The organism is Streptomyces atratus, from assembly GCF_900119365.1.
Taxonomy (GTDB): domain Bacteria; phylum Actinomycetota; class Actinomycetes; order Streptomycetales; family Streptomycetaceae; genus Streptomyces; species Streptomyces atratus_B.
This window is the reverse complement of the sequence record NZ_FPJO01000021.1, coordinates 1-16,588: the sequence shown is the minus strand read 5'-3', so window position 1 is coordinate 16,588 and position 16,588 is coordinate 1. Positions and strand designations below refer to the sequence as shown.

16 protein-coding genes and 2 rRNA genes are annotated in these 16,588 nt (G+C 70.3%); 3 read left to right on the top strand and 15 right to left on the bottom strand.

What is annotated here, in order from left to right; all coding sequences use genetic code 11:
* Window positions 1-117: 117 nt before the first annotated feature.
* The 5 genes from BT364_RS28340 to BT364_RS28320 form a co-directional block, all read right to left on the bottom strand.
* Window positions 118-1,788, bottom strand: coding sequence for a bifunctional uroporphyrinogen-III C-methyltransferase/uroporphyrinogen-III synthase (locus BT364_RS28340; protein ID WP_072488081.1), 1,671 nt, complete (start codon window positions 1,786-1,788; stop codon window positions 118-120).
* Entirely contained in the window at window positions 1,785-2,771 is a 987-nt protein-coding gene (hemC, locus tag BT364_RS28335; protein WP_072488080.1) for a hydroxymethylbilane synthase, read from the bottom strand. Before hemC ends, BT364_RS28340 begins: the two co-directional genes overlap by 4 nt.
* The gene (locus BT364_RS28330; RefSeq protein ID WP_072488079.1) at window positions 2,768-4,264 is read right to left on the bottom strand and encodes a glutamyl-tRNA reductase; all 1,497 of its coding nucleotides are present in this window, start codon (window positions 4,262-4,264) and stop codon (window positions 2,768-2,770) included. The genes hemC and BT364_RS28330 overlap by 4 nt, the downstream gene beginning before the upstream one ends.
* Window positions 4,261-5,028 carry a redox-sensing transcriptional repressor Rex gene (locus tag BT364_RS28325; RefSeq protein ID WP_072488078.1) on the bottom strand — a complete coding sequence of 256 codons (768 nt, stop codon included), beginning with the start codon at window positions 5,026-5,028 and terminating at the stop codon, window positions 4,261-4,263. The genes BT364_RS28330 and BT364_RS28325 overlap by 4 nt, the downstream gene beginning before the upstream one ends.
* A gap of 272 nt (window positions 5,029-5,300) precedes the next feature.
* A complete protein-coding gene (locus BT364_RS28320; protein WP_072488077.1) occupies window positions 5,301-5,576 on the bottom strand; it encodes a glutaredoxin family protein in 276 nt (91 codons plus the stop codon).
* 147 nt (window positions 5,577-5,723) lie between these two features.
* Here BT364_RS28320 and BT364_RS28315 point away from each other — a divergent pair, with 147 nt between their 5' ends.
* From BT364_RS28315 to BT364_RS28305, 3 genes are all read left to right on the top strand, one after another.
* The gene (locus BT364_RS28315) at window positions 5,724-6,677 is read left to right on the top strand and encodes an HAD family hydrolase (RefSeq protein ID WP_072488076.1); all 954 of its coding nucleotides are present in this window, start codon (window positions 5,724-5,726) and stop codon (window positions 6,675-6,677) included.
* Window positions 6,678-7,037: 360 nt separating this feature from the next.
* Window positions 7,038-7,814 (top strand): ECF subfamily RNA polymerase sigma factor, BldN family, encoded by a 777-nt coding sequence (locus tag BT364_RS28310; protein ID WP_030974218.1) that lies wholly within the window; start codon window positions 7,038-7,040, stop codon window positions 7,812-7,814.
* A gap of 225 nt (window positions 7,815-8,039) precedes the next feature.
* Window positions 8,040-9,230 (top strand): DUF5667 domain-containing protein, encoded by a 1,191-nt coding sequence (locus BT364_RS28305; RefSeq protein WP_072488075.1) that lies wholly within the window; start codon window positions 8,040-8,042, stop codon window positions 9,228-9,230.
* 127 nt (window positions 9,231-9,357) lie between these two features.
* On the opposite strand, the gene BT364_RS28300 is transcribed toward BT364_RS28305, so the two are convergent.
* The 10 genes from BT364_RS28300 to BT364_RS28255 all read right to left on the bottom strand — a co-directional run.
* Entirely contained in the window at window positions 9,358-10,407 is a 1,050-nt protein-coding gene (locus tag BT364_RS28300; protein ID WP_072488074.1) for a lysophospholipid acyltransferase family protein, read from the bottom strand.
* 15 nt (window positions 10,408-10,422) lie between these two features.
* Window positions 10,423-11,517: an NAD-dependent epimerase/dehydratase family protein gene (locus BT364_RS28295; RefSeq protein ID WP_072488073.1), complete on the bottom strand. Its 1,095-nt coding sequence runs from the start codon at window positions 11,515-11,517 to the stop codon at window positions 10,423-10,425.
* Between the two features lie 187 nt (window positions 11,518-11,704).
* Window positions 11,705-11,803 (bottom strand): 30S ribosomal protein bS22, encoded by a 99-nt coding sequence (locus BT364_RS28290; RefSeq protein WP_003948845.1) that lies wholly within the window; start codon window positions 11,801-11,803, stop codon window positions 11,705-11,707.
* Between the two features lie 110 nt (window positions 11,804-11,913).
* On the bottom strand, window positions 11,914-12,126 hold the full coding sequence (locus BT364_RS28285; protein WP_014046653.1) for a helix-turn-helix domain-containing protein: 213 nt from the start codon (window positions 12,124-12,126) through the stop codon (window positions 11,914-11,916).
* 128 nt (window positions 12,127-12,254) lie between these two features.
* The gene (locus BT364_RS28280; protein ID WP_072488072.1) at window positions 12,255-13,070 is read right to left on the bottom strand and encodes a phosphatase; all 816 of its coding nucleotides are present in this window, start codon (window positions 13,068-13,070) and stop codon (window positions 12,255-12,257) included.
* Window positions 13,071-13,192: 122 nt separating this feature from the next.
* Window positions 13,193-14,365, bottom strand: coding sequence for an acetoin utilization protein AcuC (locus BT364_RS28275; protein WP_072488071.1), 1,173 nt, complete (start codon window positions 14,363-14,365; stop codon window positions 13,193-13,195).
* Window positions 14,334-15,542, bottom strand: coding sequence for an MFS transporter (locus BT364_RS28270; protein ID WP_072488070.1), 1,209 nt, complete (start codon window positions 15,540-15,542; stop codon window positions 14,334-14,336). The genes BT364_RS28275 and BT364_RS28270 overlap by 32 nt, the downstream gene beginning before the upstream one ends.
* 42 nt (window positions 15,543-15,584) lie before the next feature.
* On the bottom strand, window positions 15,585-16,229 hold the full coding sequence (locus tag BT364_RS28265) for an HAD family hydrolase (RefSeq protein ID WP_072488069.1): 645 nt from the start codon (window positions 16,227-16,229) through the stop codon (window positions 15,585-15,587).
* 72 nt (window positions 16,230-16,301) lie between these two features.
* A 5S ribosomal RNA gene (gene rrf, locus BT364_RS28260) occupies window positions 16,302-16,418 on the bottom strand.
* 76 nt (window positions 16,419-16,494) lie between these two features.
* A 23S ribosomal RNA gene (locus tag BT364_RS28255) occupies window positions 16,495-16,588 on the bottom strand; the annotation flags it as partial.

Sequence of the window (16,588 nt, the reverse complement as noted above, 5' to 3'; positions counted from 1 at the left end):
TCACCGTCTTACCGACACCAGTGCCGGGAAACGGACGGGAAACGGACGGGAAAAGGCCGCGAAACGGGCAGAGGCCCGGCTGCCGAAGCAACCGGGCCCCTCACACTCCTCGACCGGTCAGGTCGTCGTACGACGCCGCCGCGCACCGGGACGCCGCTCGCTCGGCCGCGTCACCGGATCGCCGGCCTCCTTCGCCGCCTCCCGGCGCCGGGCTCCGAACTCGGCGAGCGCCTCGGCCAGCTTGTGCACCGACGGCTCCGGGGAGAGGACGTCGACGCGCAGCCCGTGCTCCTCGGCGGTCTTCGCCGTCGCCGGGCCGATACACGCGATGACCGTCACGTTGTGCGGCTTGCCCGCGATGCCGACCAGGTTCCGCACGGTCGACGACGAGGTGAAGAGCACCGCGTCGAAGCCGCCGCCCTTGATCGCCTCACGCGTGTCGGAGGGCGGCGGCGAGGCGCGGACCGTGCGGTACGCGGTGACGTCGTCGACCTCCCAGCCCAGCTCGATGAGCCCGGCCACCAGCGTCTCGGTGGCGATGTCGGCGCGCGGCAGGAAGACCCGGTCGATCGGGTCGAAGACCGGGTCGTACGGCGGCCAGTCCTCCAGCAGACCGGCGGCGGACTGCTCACCGGACGGCACCAGGTCCGGCTTCACACCGAAGTCGACGAGCGCGGCGGCGGTCTGCTCGCCGACGGCCGCGACCTTGATCCCGGCGAAGGCACGGGCGTCGAGCCCGTACTCCTCGAACTTCTCCCGGACGGCCTTCACGGCATTGACGCTGGTGAAGGCGATCCACTCGTAGCGGCCTGTGACCAGGCCCTTGACCGCGCGCTCCATCTGCTGGGGCGTACGGGGCGGCTCGACGGCGATCGTCGGGACCTCGTGCGGCACTGCGCCGTAGGAACGAAGCTGGTCGGAGAGCGACGCGGCCTGCTCCTTCGTACGCGGCACGAGCACCTTCCAGCCGAACAACGGCTTGGACTCGAACCACGCGAGCTGGTCGCGCTGGGCAGCGGAGCTGCGCTCACCGACCACGGCTATGACGGGCCGGTGCCCCTCCGGCGACGGCAGGACCTTCGCCTGCTTCAGGACCTGGGCGATCGTCCCGAGGGTCGCCGTCCAGGTGCGCTGGCGGGTCGTCGTACCGGCGACCGTCACGGTCAGCGGGGTGTCGGGCTTGCGGCCCGCCGAGACCAGCTCACCGGCGGCCGCGGCCACCGCGTCGAGCGTCGTCGAGACGACGGCCGTGGCATCGCTCGCGCCGACCTCGCTCCAGCAGCGGTCGGAGGCGGTACGGGCGTCCACGAACCTGACGTCCGCGCCCTGCGCGTCACGGAGCGGCACACCGGCGTACGCGGGCACACCCACGACATTGGCGACGCCCGGCACGACCTCGAAGGGGATGCCGGCGGCGGCGCAGGCGAGCATCTCGGCACCGGCGTTGCCGTCCAGTCCCGGGTCGCCGGCGACGGCACGGACGACCCGCCTGCCACCCCTCACCGCCTCCATGACAAGATTGGCCGCATCCCTGAGAACGGGAACACCGGCGGCTGCTGACTGCGCGTCAACAACCGTCAGCTCAGGTGTGCTTACGCTTGCGCGCGCATGGCAGCGAACGACGCCGAGAACGTCCGGCTCGGCGACAAGGACGTCCGCGCTCGCAAGCGCCTCGACGGCGCGCAGAGTCAGCAGTCCCGGGTCGCCGGGACCGGCGCCGAGGAAGGTGACGTGCCCTTGTGCGGACAGGGCCGGAAAGTCGGATGCGGCGGGGCCGGTGGGGCTCAAAGTGCTCGCTCCCCCATAAGACCGGCCGCACCCTTGGCAAGCATCTCGGTCGCGAGCTCGCGACCGAGGGCCGCCGCGTCGTCCTGCGACGTGGGAACGGGACCGGTGGTGGACAGCTGCACCAGCGAGGAACCGTCGGTGGAACCGACGACACCGCGCAGGCGCAGTTCGTTGACAGCCTGTCCGTCGACCAGGAGGTCGGCCAGCGCACCCACAGGTGCGGAGCAACCGGCCTCCAGGGCGGCGAGCAGGGCACGCTCGGCGGTCACGGCGACCCGGGTGTACGGGTCGTCGAGCTCGGCGAGCGCGGCGGCGAGGTCGGCGCTGCTCGCAGCGCACTCGATCGCCAGTGCTCCCTGGCCGGGAGCGGGCAGGACGGTGTCGACCGACAGGAAGTCGGTCACCTCACCGGTCCGGCCGAGGCGGCTGAGCCCGGCCGCGGCGAGTACCACCGCGTCCAGCTCACCGCTCCGGACAAATCCGATACGCGTATCGACGTTACCCCGGATCGCCACGGTCTCTATGTCGAGGCCGTGGTTACGGGCGTACGCGTTGAGCTGCGCCATGCGGCGCGGCGAGCCGGTACCGATGCGGGCGCCGGACGGCAGCTGCTCGAAGGTCAGCCCGTCCCGCGCCACCAGCACGTCGCGCGGGTCCTCGCGCACCGGCACCGCGGCCAGCACGAGGCCCTCGGGCTGCGCGGTCGGCAGGTCCTTGAGCGAGTGGACGGCGAAGTCCACCTCGCCCCGCAGCAGCGCGTCGCGCAGCGCCGCGACGAACACACCGGTGCCGCCGATCTGCGCGAGGTGCTCCCGCGAGGTGTCGCCGTACGTGGTGATCTCGACGAGCTCGACGGCGCGCCCGGTCACCTCGCTGACCGCGTCGGCGACGTGGCCGGACTGCGCCATGGCGAGCTTGCTGCGCCGGGTGCCCAGCCTCAGCGGCTTGTCGGCCCCCGCGCCCAGGGGTGAGTTGTCGGTCATGACCGCCCTCGATTCGGGTCGTTCAGGTCTGCCCGGGAGACGGCTGCGACCGTCTGCGGGTCGAGGTCGAAGAGTTCTCGCAGCGCATCGGCGTACCCGGCGCCGCCGGGCTCGCTGGCGAGCTGCTTGACCCGCACGGTGGGCGCGTGCAGGAGCTTGTCGACGACGCGGCGCACGGTCTGCGAGATCTCGGCGCGCTGCTTCTCGTCCAGGTCGGGGAGGCGTCCGTCGAGCCGCGCGATCTCGCCCGCGACCACTCCGGCGGCCATCGTGCGCAGCGCGACGACGGTCGGGGTGATGTGGGCGGCGCGCTGGGCGGCGCCGAAGGCGGCGACCTCGTCGGAGACGATGGTGCGCACCTGGTCCACGTCGGCGGCCATCGGGGCGTCCGCCGACGCCTCCGCGAGCGACTCGATGTCGACGAGGCGCACCCCGTCGAGCCGGGCCGCCCCACCGTCGATGTCGCGCGGCATGGCGAGGTCGAGCAGGGCGAGGCGCACGGGGCCGGTGCCCTGCGCGGGCACGGTGGCCCGGCGGACGGCCTGGCGCACCGCTCCGGCGCTGCCGTTCTCCACCCAGGCGGCGTGCCGGTCGACATCGGAGGGGGCGGGCACCGCGGGCGCGGCGGCGGGTGTCTCGGCGGCGTCGTCGACGTCCAGGCCGAGTGCCGCGGCGACGGCCTCGGCGGTCAGCACGAGACCGGTCGCACCGGTGCACGAGACGACGACGTCGGCACGTGTCAGTTCGTCGCAGACGGCGGCCATCTCCACGGCTCGGGCGGCCACGCCGGTGCCTCCGGGCTGGGCCAGGATCTCGACGAGCCGGTCGGCACGGGCCCGGGTCCGGTTGGCGACGACGATCTCGGCGACACCGGTGCGGGCCAGAGTGGCGGCGGCGAGCGAGGACATCGAGCCCGCGCCGATCACCAGGGCGCGCTTGCCCGCGGCCCAGTCGGCGACGTCCGCGCCGGCCGCGAGCTGCTCCAGGCCGAAGGTGACGAGCGACTGCCCGGCCCGGTCGATTCCGGTCTCGCTGTGGGCCCGCTTGCCGACCCGCAGGGCCTGCTGGAACAGGTCGTTCAGCAGCCGGCCCGCGGTGTGGAGCTCCTGCCCCAGCGCCAGCGCGTCCTTGATCTGGCCGAGGATCTGACCCTCGCCGACGACCATCGAGTCCAGCCCGCACGCCACCGAGAAGAGGTGGTGGACGGCCCGGTCCTCGTAGTGCACATAGAGATACGGAGTGAGCTCGTCCAGACCGACGCCGCTGTGCTGGGCGAGGAGCGTGGACAGCTCGGCGACGCCCGCGTGGAACTTGTCCACGTCGGCGTACAGCTCGATGCGGTTGCAGGTGGCCAGGACGGCGGCCTCGACCGCGGGCTCCGCGGCGAGGGTGTCCTGGAGCAGCTTGGCCTGTGTCTCGGCAGCCAGCGAGGCCCGCTCCAGTACGGAGACGGGGGCGCTGCGGTGGCTCAGCCCTACGACGAGAAGACTCATGCCGGCATCACGGCGGGCATGTCCCCGTCAGGTCCCTTCCGGCTTCCCGTGACCGAGCGCACCGGGGGTGCGGCCGGGTCCGGGCTGCTCTCGGCGGTCTCCTCGCCGGACTTGCGCTGCTCGTGGAAGGCGAGGATCTGGAGCTCGATGGAGAGGTCGACCTTGCGGACGTCCACGCCGTCGGGCACGGACAGCACGGTCGGCGCGAAGTTCAGGATGGAGGTGACGCCCGCGGCGACGAGCCGGTCGCAGACCTGCTGCGCGGCCCCGGCCGGGGTCGAGATGACACCGATCGACACGCCGTTGTCACCGACGATCCGCTCCAGTTCGTCGGTGTGCTGGACGGGGATCCCGGCGACCGGCGTTCCGGCCATCGCGGGGTCGGCGTCGATCAGCGCGGCGACCCGGAAACCGCGGGAGGCGAATCCGCCGTAGTTGGCGAGCGCGGCGCCGAGGTTACCGATACCGACGATCACGACCGGCCAGTCCTGGGTGAGCCCTAGCTCGCGGGAGATCTGGTACACGAGATACTCGACGTCGTACCCGACACCACGCGTACCGTACGAACCGAGGTAGCTGAAGTCCTTGCGCAGCTTGGCGCTGTTGACCCCCGCCGCCGCGGCGAGCTCCTCGGACGAGACCGTGGGGACCGAGCGCTCGGAGAGCGCGGTCAGTGCGCGCAGGTACAGCGGAAGTCGGGCGACGGTGGCCTCGGGAATTCCTCGGCTACGGGTCGCCGGTCGGTGAGTTCGGCCAGTTGCCACGGTGCTCCTGCGGGATGAGCGGGGCTGCAGGCGGCCGTATTTCCCAGGACCGCCCCGTCGAATGCAGGCTATGTCTTTGTGAACACGTGCACAAAGATAGTGTCCGTTTTGTCCGGTCAAAGTGACCGGGGTCACGCACATTCGTCGTGCGATCCCGGAACCAAGGATCGCATCAGCCCGTTGCAGGCCCGAAGGGGGCAAAGCGGCACACACTCCTCACAACCACTCCCCCGAGAGCACTCAAAACGCCCATGATGGTAACCGGCTTTCGCTCAGGAACGCAGTGCCCTGCGCAGCCTGGCCGGGTCCACCCGCCAGAACGTGTGCTGCTCGTCGTCGATCAGCACCACCGGGATCTGCTCCCAGTACGCCCGGTACAGCTCCTCGTCCCGGGTGATGTCCTTCTCCTCCCAGGACGCACCGGTCTCCTCGCACACCTCCCGCACCACCTGCCTGGCGTCGTCACAGAGGTGACACCCGGGTTTCCCCACCAGGGTCACCACGCGTTCCGCGGGCTTCTTCTTCGTACGTCGCAACAGGGCACTCATGCCTTCATTCTGCGCCGGAGGCGAAGCCGTTCCACTCTTTATCCGGAACGCCCGGAATCACCCGTTCAACAAATCGGCTGCCGAGAGTTCACGCCGCGGCATCCCGGCAGGTCGGGAAGGGACTGACCGACTGGCTATGCTCACGGCATGGCCGCTCTTGGATGGCTCACACCCCGTAGGCGCCCCGCGACAGCACGGAGCGTGCTGGCCGGCGAGGCAGCAGCTGAGGCAGCGCGGAAGTCCACCCTCCCCGACGATCAGCCCCCCGGCACCGAGCAGGACGCCGCCACGAAGGCGGAGGCCGAGGAAGCACCCTTCCCCGTCGTCGGCGACGACCGGGCCGCCGCCTTCTTCGACCTGGACAACACCGTCATGCAGGGCGCGGCGATCTTCCACTTCGGCCGCGGCCTGTACAAGCGGAAGTTCTTCCAGCGCCGCGAGCTGACCCGGTTCGCCTGGCAGCAGGCCTGGTTCAGGCTGGCCGGCGTCGAGGACCCGGAGCACATGCAGGACGCCCGCGACAGCGCCCTGTCCATCGTCAAGGGCCACCGGGTCTCCGAGCTGATGTCCATCGGTGAGGAAATCTACGACGAGTACATGGCCGACCGCATCTGGCCCGGCACCCGGGCCCTCGCCCAGGCCCACCTCGACGCCGGACAGCGCGTCTGGCTGGTCACCGCCGCCCCGGTGGAGACCGCCACGATCATCGCCCGCCGGCTCGGCCTGACCGGCGCGCTCGGCACGGTCGCAGAATCCGTGGGCGGCGTCTACACCGGCCGCCTGGTCGGCGAGCCGCTGCACGGTCCCGCGAAGGCCGAGGCGGTCCGCGCCCTGGCCGCCGCCGAGGGCCTGGACCTCGACCGCTGCGCGGCGTACAGCGATTCGCACAACGACATCCCGATGCTGTCCCTGGTCGGACACCCGTACGCGATCAACCCCGACGCCAAGCTCCGCAAGCACGCCCGCGCGCTCGACTGGCGGCTGCGGGACTACCGGACGGGCCGCAAGGCGGCCAAGGTCGGCATCCCGGCCGCAGCCGGCGTGGGCGCGATCGCGGGCGGCACCGCGGCCGCCGTCGCCCTGCACCGCCGCCGCCGCTGACGCGCCCCGTCCCGCCCGGCCCCTCCGCGGGCCGGGCGAGCCACGCCCGGACCCGCGCAGCCGATCGGAACCCCCTACCCAGCGACCGCTCCCGCCAGTCGCGTTGCTCGCACACGACCACAACCCGTCGCCCCGGCAGACAGATCGCGAAGTAATTCGATCAACAAACGGTCACGATGTGCTACTAGATGCGTCGTTTAGTCGATACGGAAACGACGTAATCGGTGATTTGAGCAACTGGGTGTAGCACTGCCTGTACGAAGCGTTATTCTCCTCAGACGCATTCCGGAACCCCTCACTCACTACGACGAGTGACGGTTTCGCACTGCACGTGATGGAAGCTCTGCCTCTGGGAGTCCCGTGTACCCACACGTCGGGGTTGACGCCTCGGGCCTGGCTACGCTGCGCGCAACGGTCGCCGACCGTTTGCGCGGCTTCGTCCCCACCGCGTACGCCGTACCCGCATTTGCCGCCCCTGCACCTGTCGGCCCTTGCTATGCCCTGGCCGAACGCGGTGCGGCGGTCGGAAGACGCAGCAACCGCGGCGCAACGACCACGTCCACCGTCCGCCGGCCGACCGCCGACAGCGACAGCGCGCGCATGATGGATCTCGTCGAGCGCGCCCAGGCCGGCGAGGCCGACGCCTTCGGCCGCCTCTACGACCAGTACAGCGACACCGTCTACCGCTACATCTACTACCGCGTGGGCGGAAAGGCGACGGCGGAGGATCTCACGAGCGAGACCTTCCTGCGCGCCCTGCGCCGCATCTCCACCTTCACCTGGCAGGGCCGCGACTTCGGCGCCTGGCTGGTCACCATCGCCCGCAACCTGGTCGCCGACCACTTCAAGTCCAGCCGCTTCCGGCTCGAAGTGACCACCGGCGAAATGCTCGACGCCAACGAGGTCGAACGCAGCCCCGAGGACTCCGTCCTGGAGTCCCTGTCCAACGCCGCGCTCCTGCAGGCCGTGCGCCGGCTCAACCCCCAGCAGCAGGAGTGCGTGACCCTGCGCTTCCTCCAGGGCCTCTCGGTCGCCGAGACCGCCCGGGTCATGGGCAAGAACGAGGGTGCGATCAAGACCCTTCAGTACCGCGCCGTCCGCACGCTGGCCCGGCTCCTCCCGGACGATGCCCGCTGACCCCACCCCCGGCCGAATCGCTCTCGGCGACACACCCATCACGCACTGGTCCGATCATCCTTCGTGCGTAACCCAAGTGCCGCGCCCCTCGTTGTGCCGGTTGCAGGCCCCCTGTCGTCACCTCATGTCCGCCGACACTCACTCATTCGTGTGGAAGCGCTCAAGGTGTGCAACCTTCCGGACCCTCAGGGGAGTCGACCGTCATGACGAGAGGAGGTGCCGCCAGTGATCGCAAACGTTTCGGCACACCGGCGGGCGAACGCCTTCGCCCAGGCCCTGGAGGAGCAGTCGCTCCGCGGTGCGGCGGCCGCACAGCCCGAGGAACCGGCCGAAGAGGCCGGCCACGGACCGCTGCTGGCCCTGGCGAACGGCCTCGGTGAAGTACCGCGGCCGGAGTTGGATCCCGAGGTCAAAGTGGTGCAGCGAGCCCAGCTCGTCGCCGCCATGGAGGCCATGCTCACCGAGGGCGGTGCGTCCGCGGGCCCTACGGTGCCCGAGCAGCGTGCCAAGGGAGCCCACCGGGCCTCCCCGCTCCGGAAATTGCGACCGCGTTCACGCTGGACGAAGGGCCTCGCGGCCGGCGGACTCACCGTCGGTGTGGCGGCGGGGGCCTTCGGCGGAGTGGCCGCTGCCAGTTCCGACGCCCTGCCGGGTGATTCGCTGTACGGGCTCAAGCGCGGCATGGAGGACATCCACCTCGGCATGGCCAGCGGCGACGCCGACCGCGGCGAGGTCTACCTCGACCAGGCGTCGACCAGGCTCAGCGAGGCCCGCCGGCTGATGGAGCGCGCCCGCTCCGGCGCTCTGGACCACGAACAGCTCGGCGAGGTCAGGCGCACGCTCAACGGCATGACGCACGACGCCAGCGAGGGCCACCGCCTGCTCCACTCCGCCTACCAGCAGAACGGCGCCATCGGCCCCATCCAGACCCTGGACTCCTTCTCCCGCGCGCACCGCGAGACCTGGAGCAGCCTCCGCGACCGGCTGCCCGTACAGCTGACGGACGTCGGCGACCAGGTCAGCTCGGTCTTCGACGCCATAGACCAAGAGGTCCAGCCGCTCCAGTCACTGCTCCCCCGCACCCCGGACGGCAGCGGCGGCGCACAGCAGTCGGACACCGCGAATCGGGACACGGCACCCTCCCGCACGGCCCCCTCGGCGCCCACGTCACCGGAAGCCCCACACGGCCGTACGGGCGACAGCGCCGCGCCCCACCCGTCAGGTTCGGGCAGCGCCGCGTCCGAGGGCCTGATCGGCGGCAGCACGGACGGCCTCCTCGGTACCCCGCCCCCGGGCACCGTCCCGTCCACCGACGGCCGGGGCAGCACCCCGCCCACCCCGGACGTCACCCTCCCGCCGCTCCTCCCCGGCCTGCTCCCGGGCCTGGGGATCAACGGCGAGGACGCGAACGGCTAGGGCGTGTTTCGAAAGTAGCGTCGGACGCCCCCGACCAGGCGGGACTTTCGAAACACGCCCTAGCACCGCCCTGGGACAGGCGGACGAGCACTCCGAGCCCGTCCGCCTGTCTTGTGCCGCCATCCCCTCAGAAGAACACCGACCTCCGCTGCACCAGCAGCTTGTACAGCGTGTGCTGGATCTGCTCCCGCACCTGATCCGTCAGGTTGAACATCAGCATCGGATCCTCCGCCGCCTCCACCGGATACCCGGCCGTGGAGATCGGCTCGCCGAACTGGATCGTCCACTTCGTCGGCAGCGGCACCGCCCCGAGCGGCCCGAGCCAGGGGAACGTCGGCGTGATCGGGAAGTACGGAAAGCCCAGCAGCCGCGCCAGCGTCTTCGAGTTGCCGATCATCGGGTAGATCTCCTCCGCCCCCACGATCGAGCACGGAATGATCGGCACCCCGGCCCGCAGCGCCGTGGACACGAAGCCGCCCCGCCCGAAGCGCTGCAGCTTGTACCGCTCCCCGAACGGCTTCCCGATGCCCTTGAACCCCTCCGGCATCACCCCGACGACCTCGCCCCGCCGCAGCAGCCGCTCGGCGTCCTCCGCACAGGCCAGGGTGTGCCCGGCCTTGCGGGCCAGTTCGTTCACCACCGGCAGCACGAAGACGAGATCGGCGGCGAGCAGCCGCAGATGACGGCCCGCCGGATGGTTGTCGTGCACGGCGACCTGAAGCATCAGCCCGTCGAGCGGCAGCGTCCCCGAGTGGTTGGACACGATCAGCGCCCCGCCCTCGGAGGGGATGTTCTCGATGCCCTTCACCTCGACCCGGAAGTACTTCTCGTACACCGGCCGCAGCATCGACATCAGGACCTGGTCGGTCAGCTCCTCGTCGTACCCGAACTCGTCGACGTCGTACTCGCCCGTGACCCGCCGCCGCAGGAACGCGAGCCCGCCGGCGATCCGCCGGTCCCAGCCGGCGCGCTCGTCCCGTCCCAGGGGCCGCCCGGCCCGTTCGGGCTCCTCCTGCGGCTTCGAGGCGTCCTGTTGCCCCGGAAGGGCGCTCACGGCCGCCGGTCCGGTCCCCTGGCCCCGGACGCCGCCCGCTGCGGACCGGCGCCGTGCGGGGCGCGCTGAACCACCCGTCCGCGAACGGTCGTCGTCGAACGGAATGACCTTGGCATCCGCCATCGTCGGTGCGCTCCTCTACCTGGCGCTGGGGGTCGGCTCGGTGTCGCCGGCCCCGGTGGTCCCCGGAACATCGCCGCCCGCCCCGGCGAACGGCATGGCGGCCAGTCTGTCGACCGCCCGGCCCACCACCTCGGGCGGCAGCAGTCCGGGCCCCTGACTGCGTGCGAACTCCGCGAACGTCTCCGCGGTACTGAACCGGGGGTGGAAGCCGAGCGTCTCGCGCATCTGCACGGTGGAGACCACCCGGCCGTGGGTGAGCAGCCGGATCTGCTCCGGCGAGAAGTCCGTCATAGCGAAGGTACGCAGCGCCTGGCCGACCCACGTGACCGCGGGCAGCAGCAACGGCACCGTCGGCCGCCCCAGCCGCCGCGAGCACTGCGAGAGCAGCAGCACCCCGTCCCCCGCGATGTTGAACGTGCCGCTGTTCAGCGTCCCGCGCCCCGGCTCGCCCGACGCGACACCCAGTACGTCGACGACATCGTCCTCGTGCACGAACTGGAGCCTCGGGTCGTACCCGAACACCGTCGGCAGAACGGGCAGCGACAGATAGTCGGCGAGCGGCGAATCGGCCCTGGGGCCCAGGATGTTCGCGAACCTGAGTACGCACACGGCCACATCCGGGCGGCGGCGCGCGAAGCCCCGTACGTACCCCTCGACTTCCACCACGTCCTTGGCGAAGCCGCCGCTGGGCAGGGACTTGGGCGGGGTGGTCTCGGTGAAGACCGCCGGGTCGCGGGGCGCCGAGCCGTACACGTTCGTACTGGACTTGACCACCAGCCGCCGCACGCTCGGCGCCTTCTGGCAGGCTCCGAGCAGCTGCATGGTGCCGATGACGTTGGTCTCCTTGACCATCGTCCGGCTGCCCGTGCCGACCGCCTTGGCCGAGACGTCCAGATGCACCACCGTGTCGACGGAGTGCTCGGCGAGGACTCTGGCGATCGCCGGCTGGCGGATGTCCGCCGTCACGAACTCGGCGTCGCCCAACTCGGGTCCGGGTGCGACCGCGTCGACGGCGATCACCCGGTCCACGCCCGGATCACGCTGGATGCGCCGCACGAAGCGGCCCCCCAGCTGCCGGGCCGCTCCCGTGACCAGCACGACCTTCCCCAAGATCCGCGCCTTCCGTCGAAAGGTTTCCCCTGGCCGTCACCGTAGCGGGTGGATGTTGCCCCGTGATGACCGCACGGCGGCCTTCCCCCGAGTCTTTGGCCCGAATGCGGGTTCACCGCCCCCACAACGCGCCGCAGCCCTCCCGCCGGATCGGCGGGAGGGCTGCGGATTCACGAACTGCGTTCGCCTACTTCTTGTTGCGACGCTGAACGCGCGTGCGCTTGAGCAGCTTGCGGTGCTTCTTCTTGGCCATCCGCTTGCGCCGCTTCTTGATAACAGAGCCCACGACTACCCTCGCTCACTTCTTCTTCACTGGTGCGGGGCGTCTGGGCCCACACGACCTACGTCGGCCTAGCCTACCCGCCAGCGCGTGAGGGGCGTAATCCGAGGTGAACCTCAGGCGGACTCCACCCCCACAAAGGACTCGCGGAGATACTCGTGAACCGCTTGCTCCGGGACCCGGAAGGACCTGCCCACCCGGATCGCCGGCAGATGACCGCTGTGCACCAAGCGGTACACGGTCATCTTCGACACTCTCATGACCGAGGCGACTTCCGCCACGGTCAGAAACTTGACCTCGTTGAGAGGCCTCTCGCTGCCAGCAGCCATGACCCACCTGTACCTTCCGCACGAGACGCGCACCGGCTTCCCCTCCGGTGACTCTTCGTCGTTGTGCGCTCACTCCCCAGGTTAGGGGCGGGTGATGCAAGTGGGGAAGAGGTGAGGCGATCGGCCGCCTACCGTGACAGAAACGCCCGATTGAGTACATAGCGCGTGAGCGGCCGGTAGTACGCGGACGGCACGGCGTCATCCAGCGGCACGGCGACCGCCACCCGGCCCTCGGCCTCCCCGACGAACAGCGCGGGATCGTCCGTATCGGCCAGGCCGATCGCCTCAATGCCCAGCTGACCTGCCCCGCAGACCCAGCCGTGGTCCCCGACGACCAGCTCCGGCAGCCACCCGCGCCCCTCCGCGGCCGCCTCCAGGACGACCCTGACCGGCAGCGGGGAATGGGTATGTGCGCCGGTGTCACCACCGGGAACCCGCACGCCGGGTTCGCGCACCATCGCAACTCCTCGTACGTAATCGAGGCTGCACGTGCGTACGCCGAACCGGGTCGTTATGTCGATACATCGCCCCTGCGCGGGGGTGAGTACGCGGCACCCGGCCGCCGACATGGCGTCTGCCAGCGCTGCGTAGAAACCGAGCAGCCGGTGCGGATGACCGGTCCCGAACAGCACCGGCGCCCGCCGGACCGCGGCATGCGACAGCCGCTCGGCGAAGGCGTCCAGACCTGCCAGCGTCCGCTCCGGATCGATCACATCGGGCCCCGAGACATGACCGGGATCGTCCGAGACCCCGCACTTGTCGGCCATCAGACGGAGCAGATCGAGCTCCTTCCAGCCCCGTCCGGGGACGAGGCCGAGCGTCACCCGCGGATCCCTGGCGGCGAAGAGCCGATAGCTCCGCAGACTCGCTTCCCGCGAGGTGGCCACGGGCCCGGCCAGCCGGGCCGCCAGCAGATGCGCACGCAGCGCTCCGGTACTCAACACACCACCGATGCTCCCCCAATCACCCGGACGGGGGGCCGGAAGCCGGGTCACGCCGCACAGTTGGAGTAACCATTACGCGTCACCGCACGCAAACGTCCGCGCCACGACCGCCCCCGCCCGGATCAGGTCAGCAGCCCCCGCAGGGGGAACGCCGCCCGCCGCGTCGCCAGCACCGCCTGATCCAGCCGGTCCGCGGGGTCGTACCCCTCCTCCCACGACTTCCAGGAAGGAGTACGGCCGTCCGTCATCCGGGCCGGGCCCAACTGCCGGGTCCGGGCATAGACCTCGTCCCGCCACGACGACGGAATCACCGACTCCGGGTCCACCGGAGCATGCGCGGCGATCCCCACCAAATGCGTCCAGGACCGCGGCACCACATCGACCACCGCGTAACCGCCCCCGCCGAGCGCCACCCAGCGCCCGCCCTCCACGTACTCATGGGCGAGATCGTGACAGGCCGACATCACCGCGCGCTGCGCGTCCAGCGACACCGCGAGATGGGCGAGCGGATCCTCGAAATGCGTATCGGCCCCGTGCTGGCTCACCAGCACCTGCGGCCGGAAGTCCGCCAGCAGCTCCGGCACCACCGCGTGGAACGCCCGCAGCCACCCCGCGTCCCCCGTACCGGCCGGCAGCGCCACGTTCACCGCACTGCCCTCACCCGCCCCGGAGCCGGTCTCCTCCGGCCAGCCGGTCTGCGGGAAGAGCGTCCGCGGGTGCTCGTGCAGCGAGACGGTCAGAACCCTCGGGTCCTCCCAGAACGCCGCCTGCACCCCGTCCCCGTGGTGCACATCCACATCGACGTACGCGACCCGCTCGGCGCCCATCTCCAGCATCCGCGCGATGGCGAGCGCCGGATCGTTGTAGACGCAGAACCCCGCCGCACCGCCGGGCATGGCGTGGTGCAGCCCGCCCGTGAAGTTCACTGCGTGAGAGGTGTCGCCGCGCCACACCGCCTCGGCCGCCGCCACCGACTGCCCGGCGATCAACGCCGACACCTCGTGCATCCCCGCGAACGCCGGATCGTCCACCGTCCCGAGCCCGTAGCGCTGATCGGCCCGCTTCGGATCCGCCGATGCGGCACGCACCGCGGCCACGTAGTCCTCGCGGTGCACCAGCCGTAGTGTGGACTCCCCGGCGGGCTTGGCCGCCACCACGTCCACCGCGCCGTCGAGCCCGAACGCCCGGACCAGCCCCATGGTCAGGGCGAGTCTGACGGGGTCCATCGGATGACTGGCCCCGAAGTTGTATCCCGTTACTGCGTCATCCCACATCAGCTGTGCGCGGCCGCTCATGCCCGCCACCGTATCGGGCGGACTCCGCGCCGAACGACTTGGCGTACACCAGCGTCGCAAGCACCAGCACCATCGGTACGAGCATCGCCCCCCGGTAGCTCCAGGCGTCCCCGAGCGCCCCCACCAGCGGCGATCCCACCAGGAACCCCACGTAGTTGAAGACATTCAGCCGTGCGATGGCCGTATCGCTCGCCCCGGGGAACATCCGCCCGGCAGCGGCGAACGTCTGCGGCACGATCACGCAGAGCCCGAGCCCCAGCATGGTGAACCCGAGCATCCCGGTCCACGCCCCGCCGGCCACCGCGATCACGGCAAACCCGGCAGCCGCCAGCACACTCCCGGACCGCACCACGGCCACAGCCCCGAACCGCCGCACCCCGAAGTCCCCGACGGCCCGCCCCAGCAGCGTCGTCACCATGTAGACGTTGTACGGAACGGTCGACATCTGCTCCGAACTCCCCAGCACGTCCTGCAGATACTTGGCGCTCCAGTTGGAGACCGTCGAGTCCCCGATGTACGCGAAGCTCATCACCAGACAGAGCGGCATCAGCAACTTGAAGGAGACCGAGGCCGCCGCCCCCTTGCCCTGCGTCTCCCCCGGCTCCGCCTCCGCCGACGAGCCCTCGGCGTACCACCGGCTCCCGATGAACGCGACGGGCAGCAGCACGACGACCGCCGGCAGATAGCAGACCAGCAGCGAGAGGTCCCAGTGCGCCCCGGCCCACGCCAGGGACGCCCCGGCGATCCCGCCCAGGCTGTACGCGGCATGGAACCCGAGCATGATGGAACGCCCGTACGCCCGCTGGAGACTGACCCCCATCATGTTCATGGAGGCATCGAGCGCCCCGACGGACACCCCGAACACGCCCAGCGCCAGCGCCGCTTCCCACAGCGCGTTGCCGGCCCCGGCACCGAGCAGCGCGAGCATCACTACGGGCTGGGCCCACCTCAGCACGACCCTGGGCCGCACCCGCGCGACTACCTTCTCGGTGACCACGCTGCCCACCCCGGCCAGGATGGGCACCGCGGCCAGGAAGACGGGCAACAGCCCGTCGGATATCCCGTACCGGTCCTGGATGGCGGGAATCCGCGTCACCAGCAGAGCGAAGGTGACTCCCTGCACGAAGAAACTCAGCGTGAGGGAGGCCCTGCCGTGCCGCAAGCGAGCATCTGTCATGGCCGCGAGCGTAGGGCCAGTTCCTACCCATGGGTAGATGGATCAGGCGAGCAATTCCCGGAGTTGGCTCATGTCGGAGAAGTGCCCGGTCACCCCGGCGAGCCGGTCCGCCGGCATCATCGACGTAAACCCGTACACAGCCATCCCCGCGGCCCTGGCGGACTCCACTCCGAGCGGGCTGTCCTCGATGACGACGCACCGCTCGGGAGCGACGCCCATCCGCTCGGCGGCGAGCAGGAACAGATCGGGTGCCGGCTTTCCGTGCCCCACGTCCTCCGCGCTGAAGATCCACTCCTCCTCGAACCACTGGTCGAGCCCGGTCTTGCGATGCCCCACCCGGATCCGCTCGTGGCTGCCGGAGGACGCGACACAGTACGGAACCCCGTCGGCGACAAGCTTCCCGAGTACGTCCTCGACCCCGGGCACCGGTTCCAGCTCCTGCTCGAACGCGGCGAAGATCCGCGAGTGCAGCATGGCGTCGAAGTCCGGGGGCAGCTTCTCCCCGGTCCGTTCCTCGACGAGATCGTGCACCCGGTGCACGGCGGCCCCCATGTAGTCGCGAAGACTCTCCTGGTACGAGGTGGGGTGACCGAGCTCCGTGAGGTACTCGGCCAGGATGGTGTTGGAGATCGGCTCGCTGTCCACGAGCACACCGTCGTTGTCGAAGATGACCAGTTCGTAGCGCATGGTTCGAGCCTAGACGCTCGGAACGCAGAAAAGCCCCGTGCCACAAGGGCACGGGGCTTTCCCGTAAAAGGAGTTCGGCGGCGTCCTACTCTCCCACAGGGTCCCCCCTGCAGTACCATCGGCGCTGAAAGGCTTAGCTTCCGGGTTCGGAATGTAACCGGGCGTTTCCCTAACGCAATGACCACCGAAACACTATGAAATAAACAACACCGGAACAACACGGCCGTTCGTTATTTCAGAACTAACACAGTGGACGCGAGCAACTGAGGACAAGCCCTCGGCCTATTAGTACCAGTCAGCTCCACCCGTTACCGGGCTTCCACATCTGGCCTATCAACCCAGTCGTCTACTGGGAGCCT

Excerpts from the sequence above, each read along its gene's own strand:
- BT364_RS28270 (WP_072488070.1), bottom strand. The coding sequence starts at position 15,542 with ATGACAGATGCTCGCTTGCGGCACGGCAGGGCCTCCCTCACGCTGAGT.
- BT364_RS28315 (WP_072488076.1), top strand. The coding sequence starts at position 5,724 with ATGGCCGCTCTTGGATGGCTCACACCCCGTAGGCGCCCCGCGACAGCA.
- BT364_RS28265 (WP_072488069.1), bottom strand. The coding sequence starts at position 16,229 with ATGCGCTACGAACTGGTCATCTTCGACAACGACGGTGTGCTCGTGGAC.
- BT364_RS28285 (WP_014046653.1), bottom strand. The coding sequence starts at position 12,126 with ATGGCTGCTGGCAGCGAGAGGCCTCTCAACGAGGTCAAGTTTCTGACC.
- BT364_RS28300 (WP_072488074.1), bottom strand. The coding sequence starts at position 10,407 with ATGGCGGATGCCAAGGTCATTCCGTTCGACGACGACCGTTCGCGGACG.
- BT364_RS28320 (WP_072488077.1), bottom strand. The coding sequence starts at position 5,576 with ATGAGTGCCCTGTTGCGACGTACGAAGAAGAAGCCCGCGGAACGCGTG.
- BT364_RS28330 (WP_072488079.1), bottom strand. The coding sequence starts at position 4,264 with ATGAGTCTTCTCGTCGTAGGGCTGAGCCACCGCAGCGCCCCCGTCTCC.
- hemC (WP_072488080.1), bottom strand. The coding sequence starts at position 2,771 with ATGACCGACAACTCACCCCTGGGCGCGGGGGCCGACAAGCCGCTGAGG.
- BT364_RS28275 (WP_072488071.1), bottom strand. The coding sequence starts at position 14,365 with ATGAGCGGCCGCGCACAGCTGATGTGGGATGACGCAGTAACGGGATAC.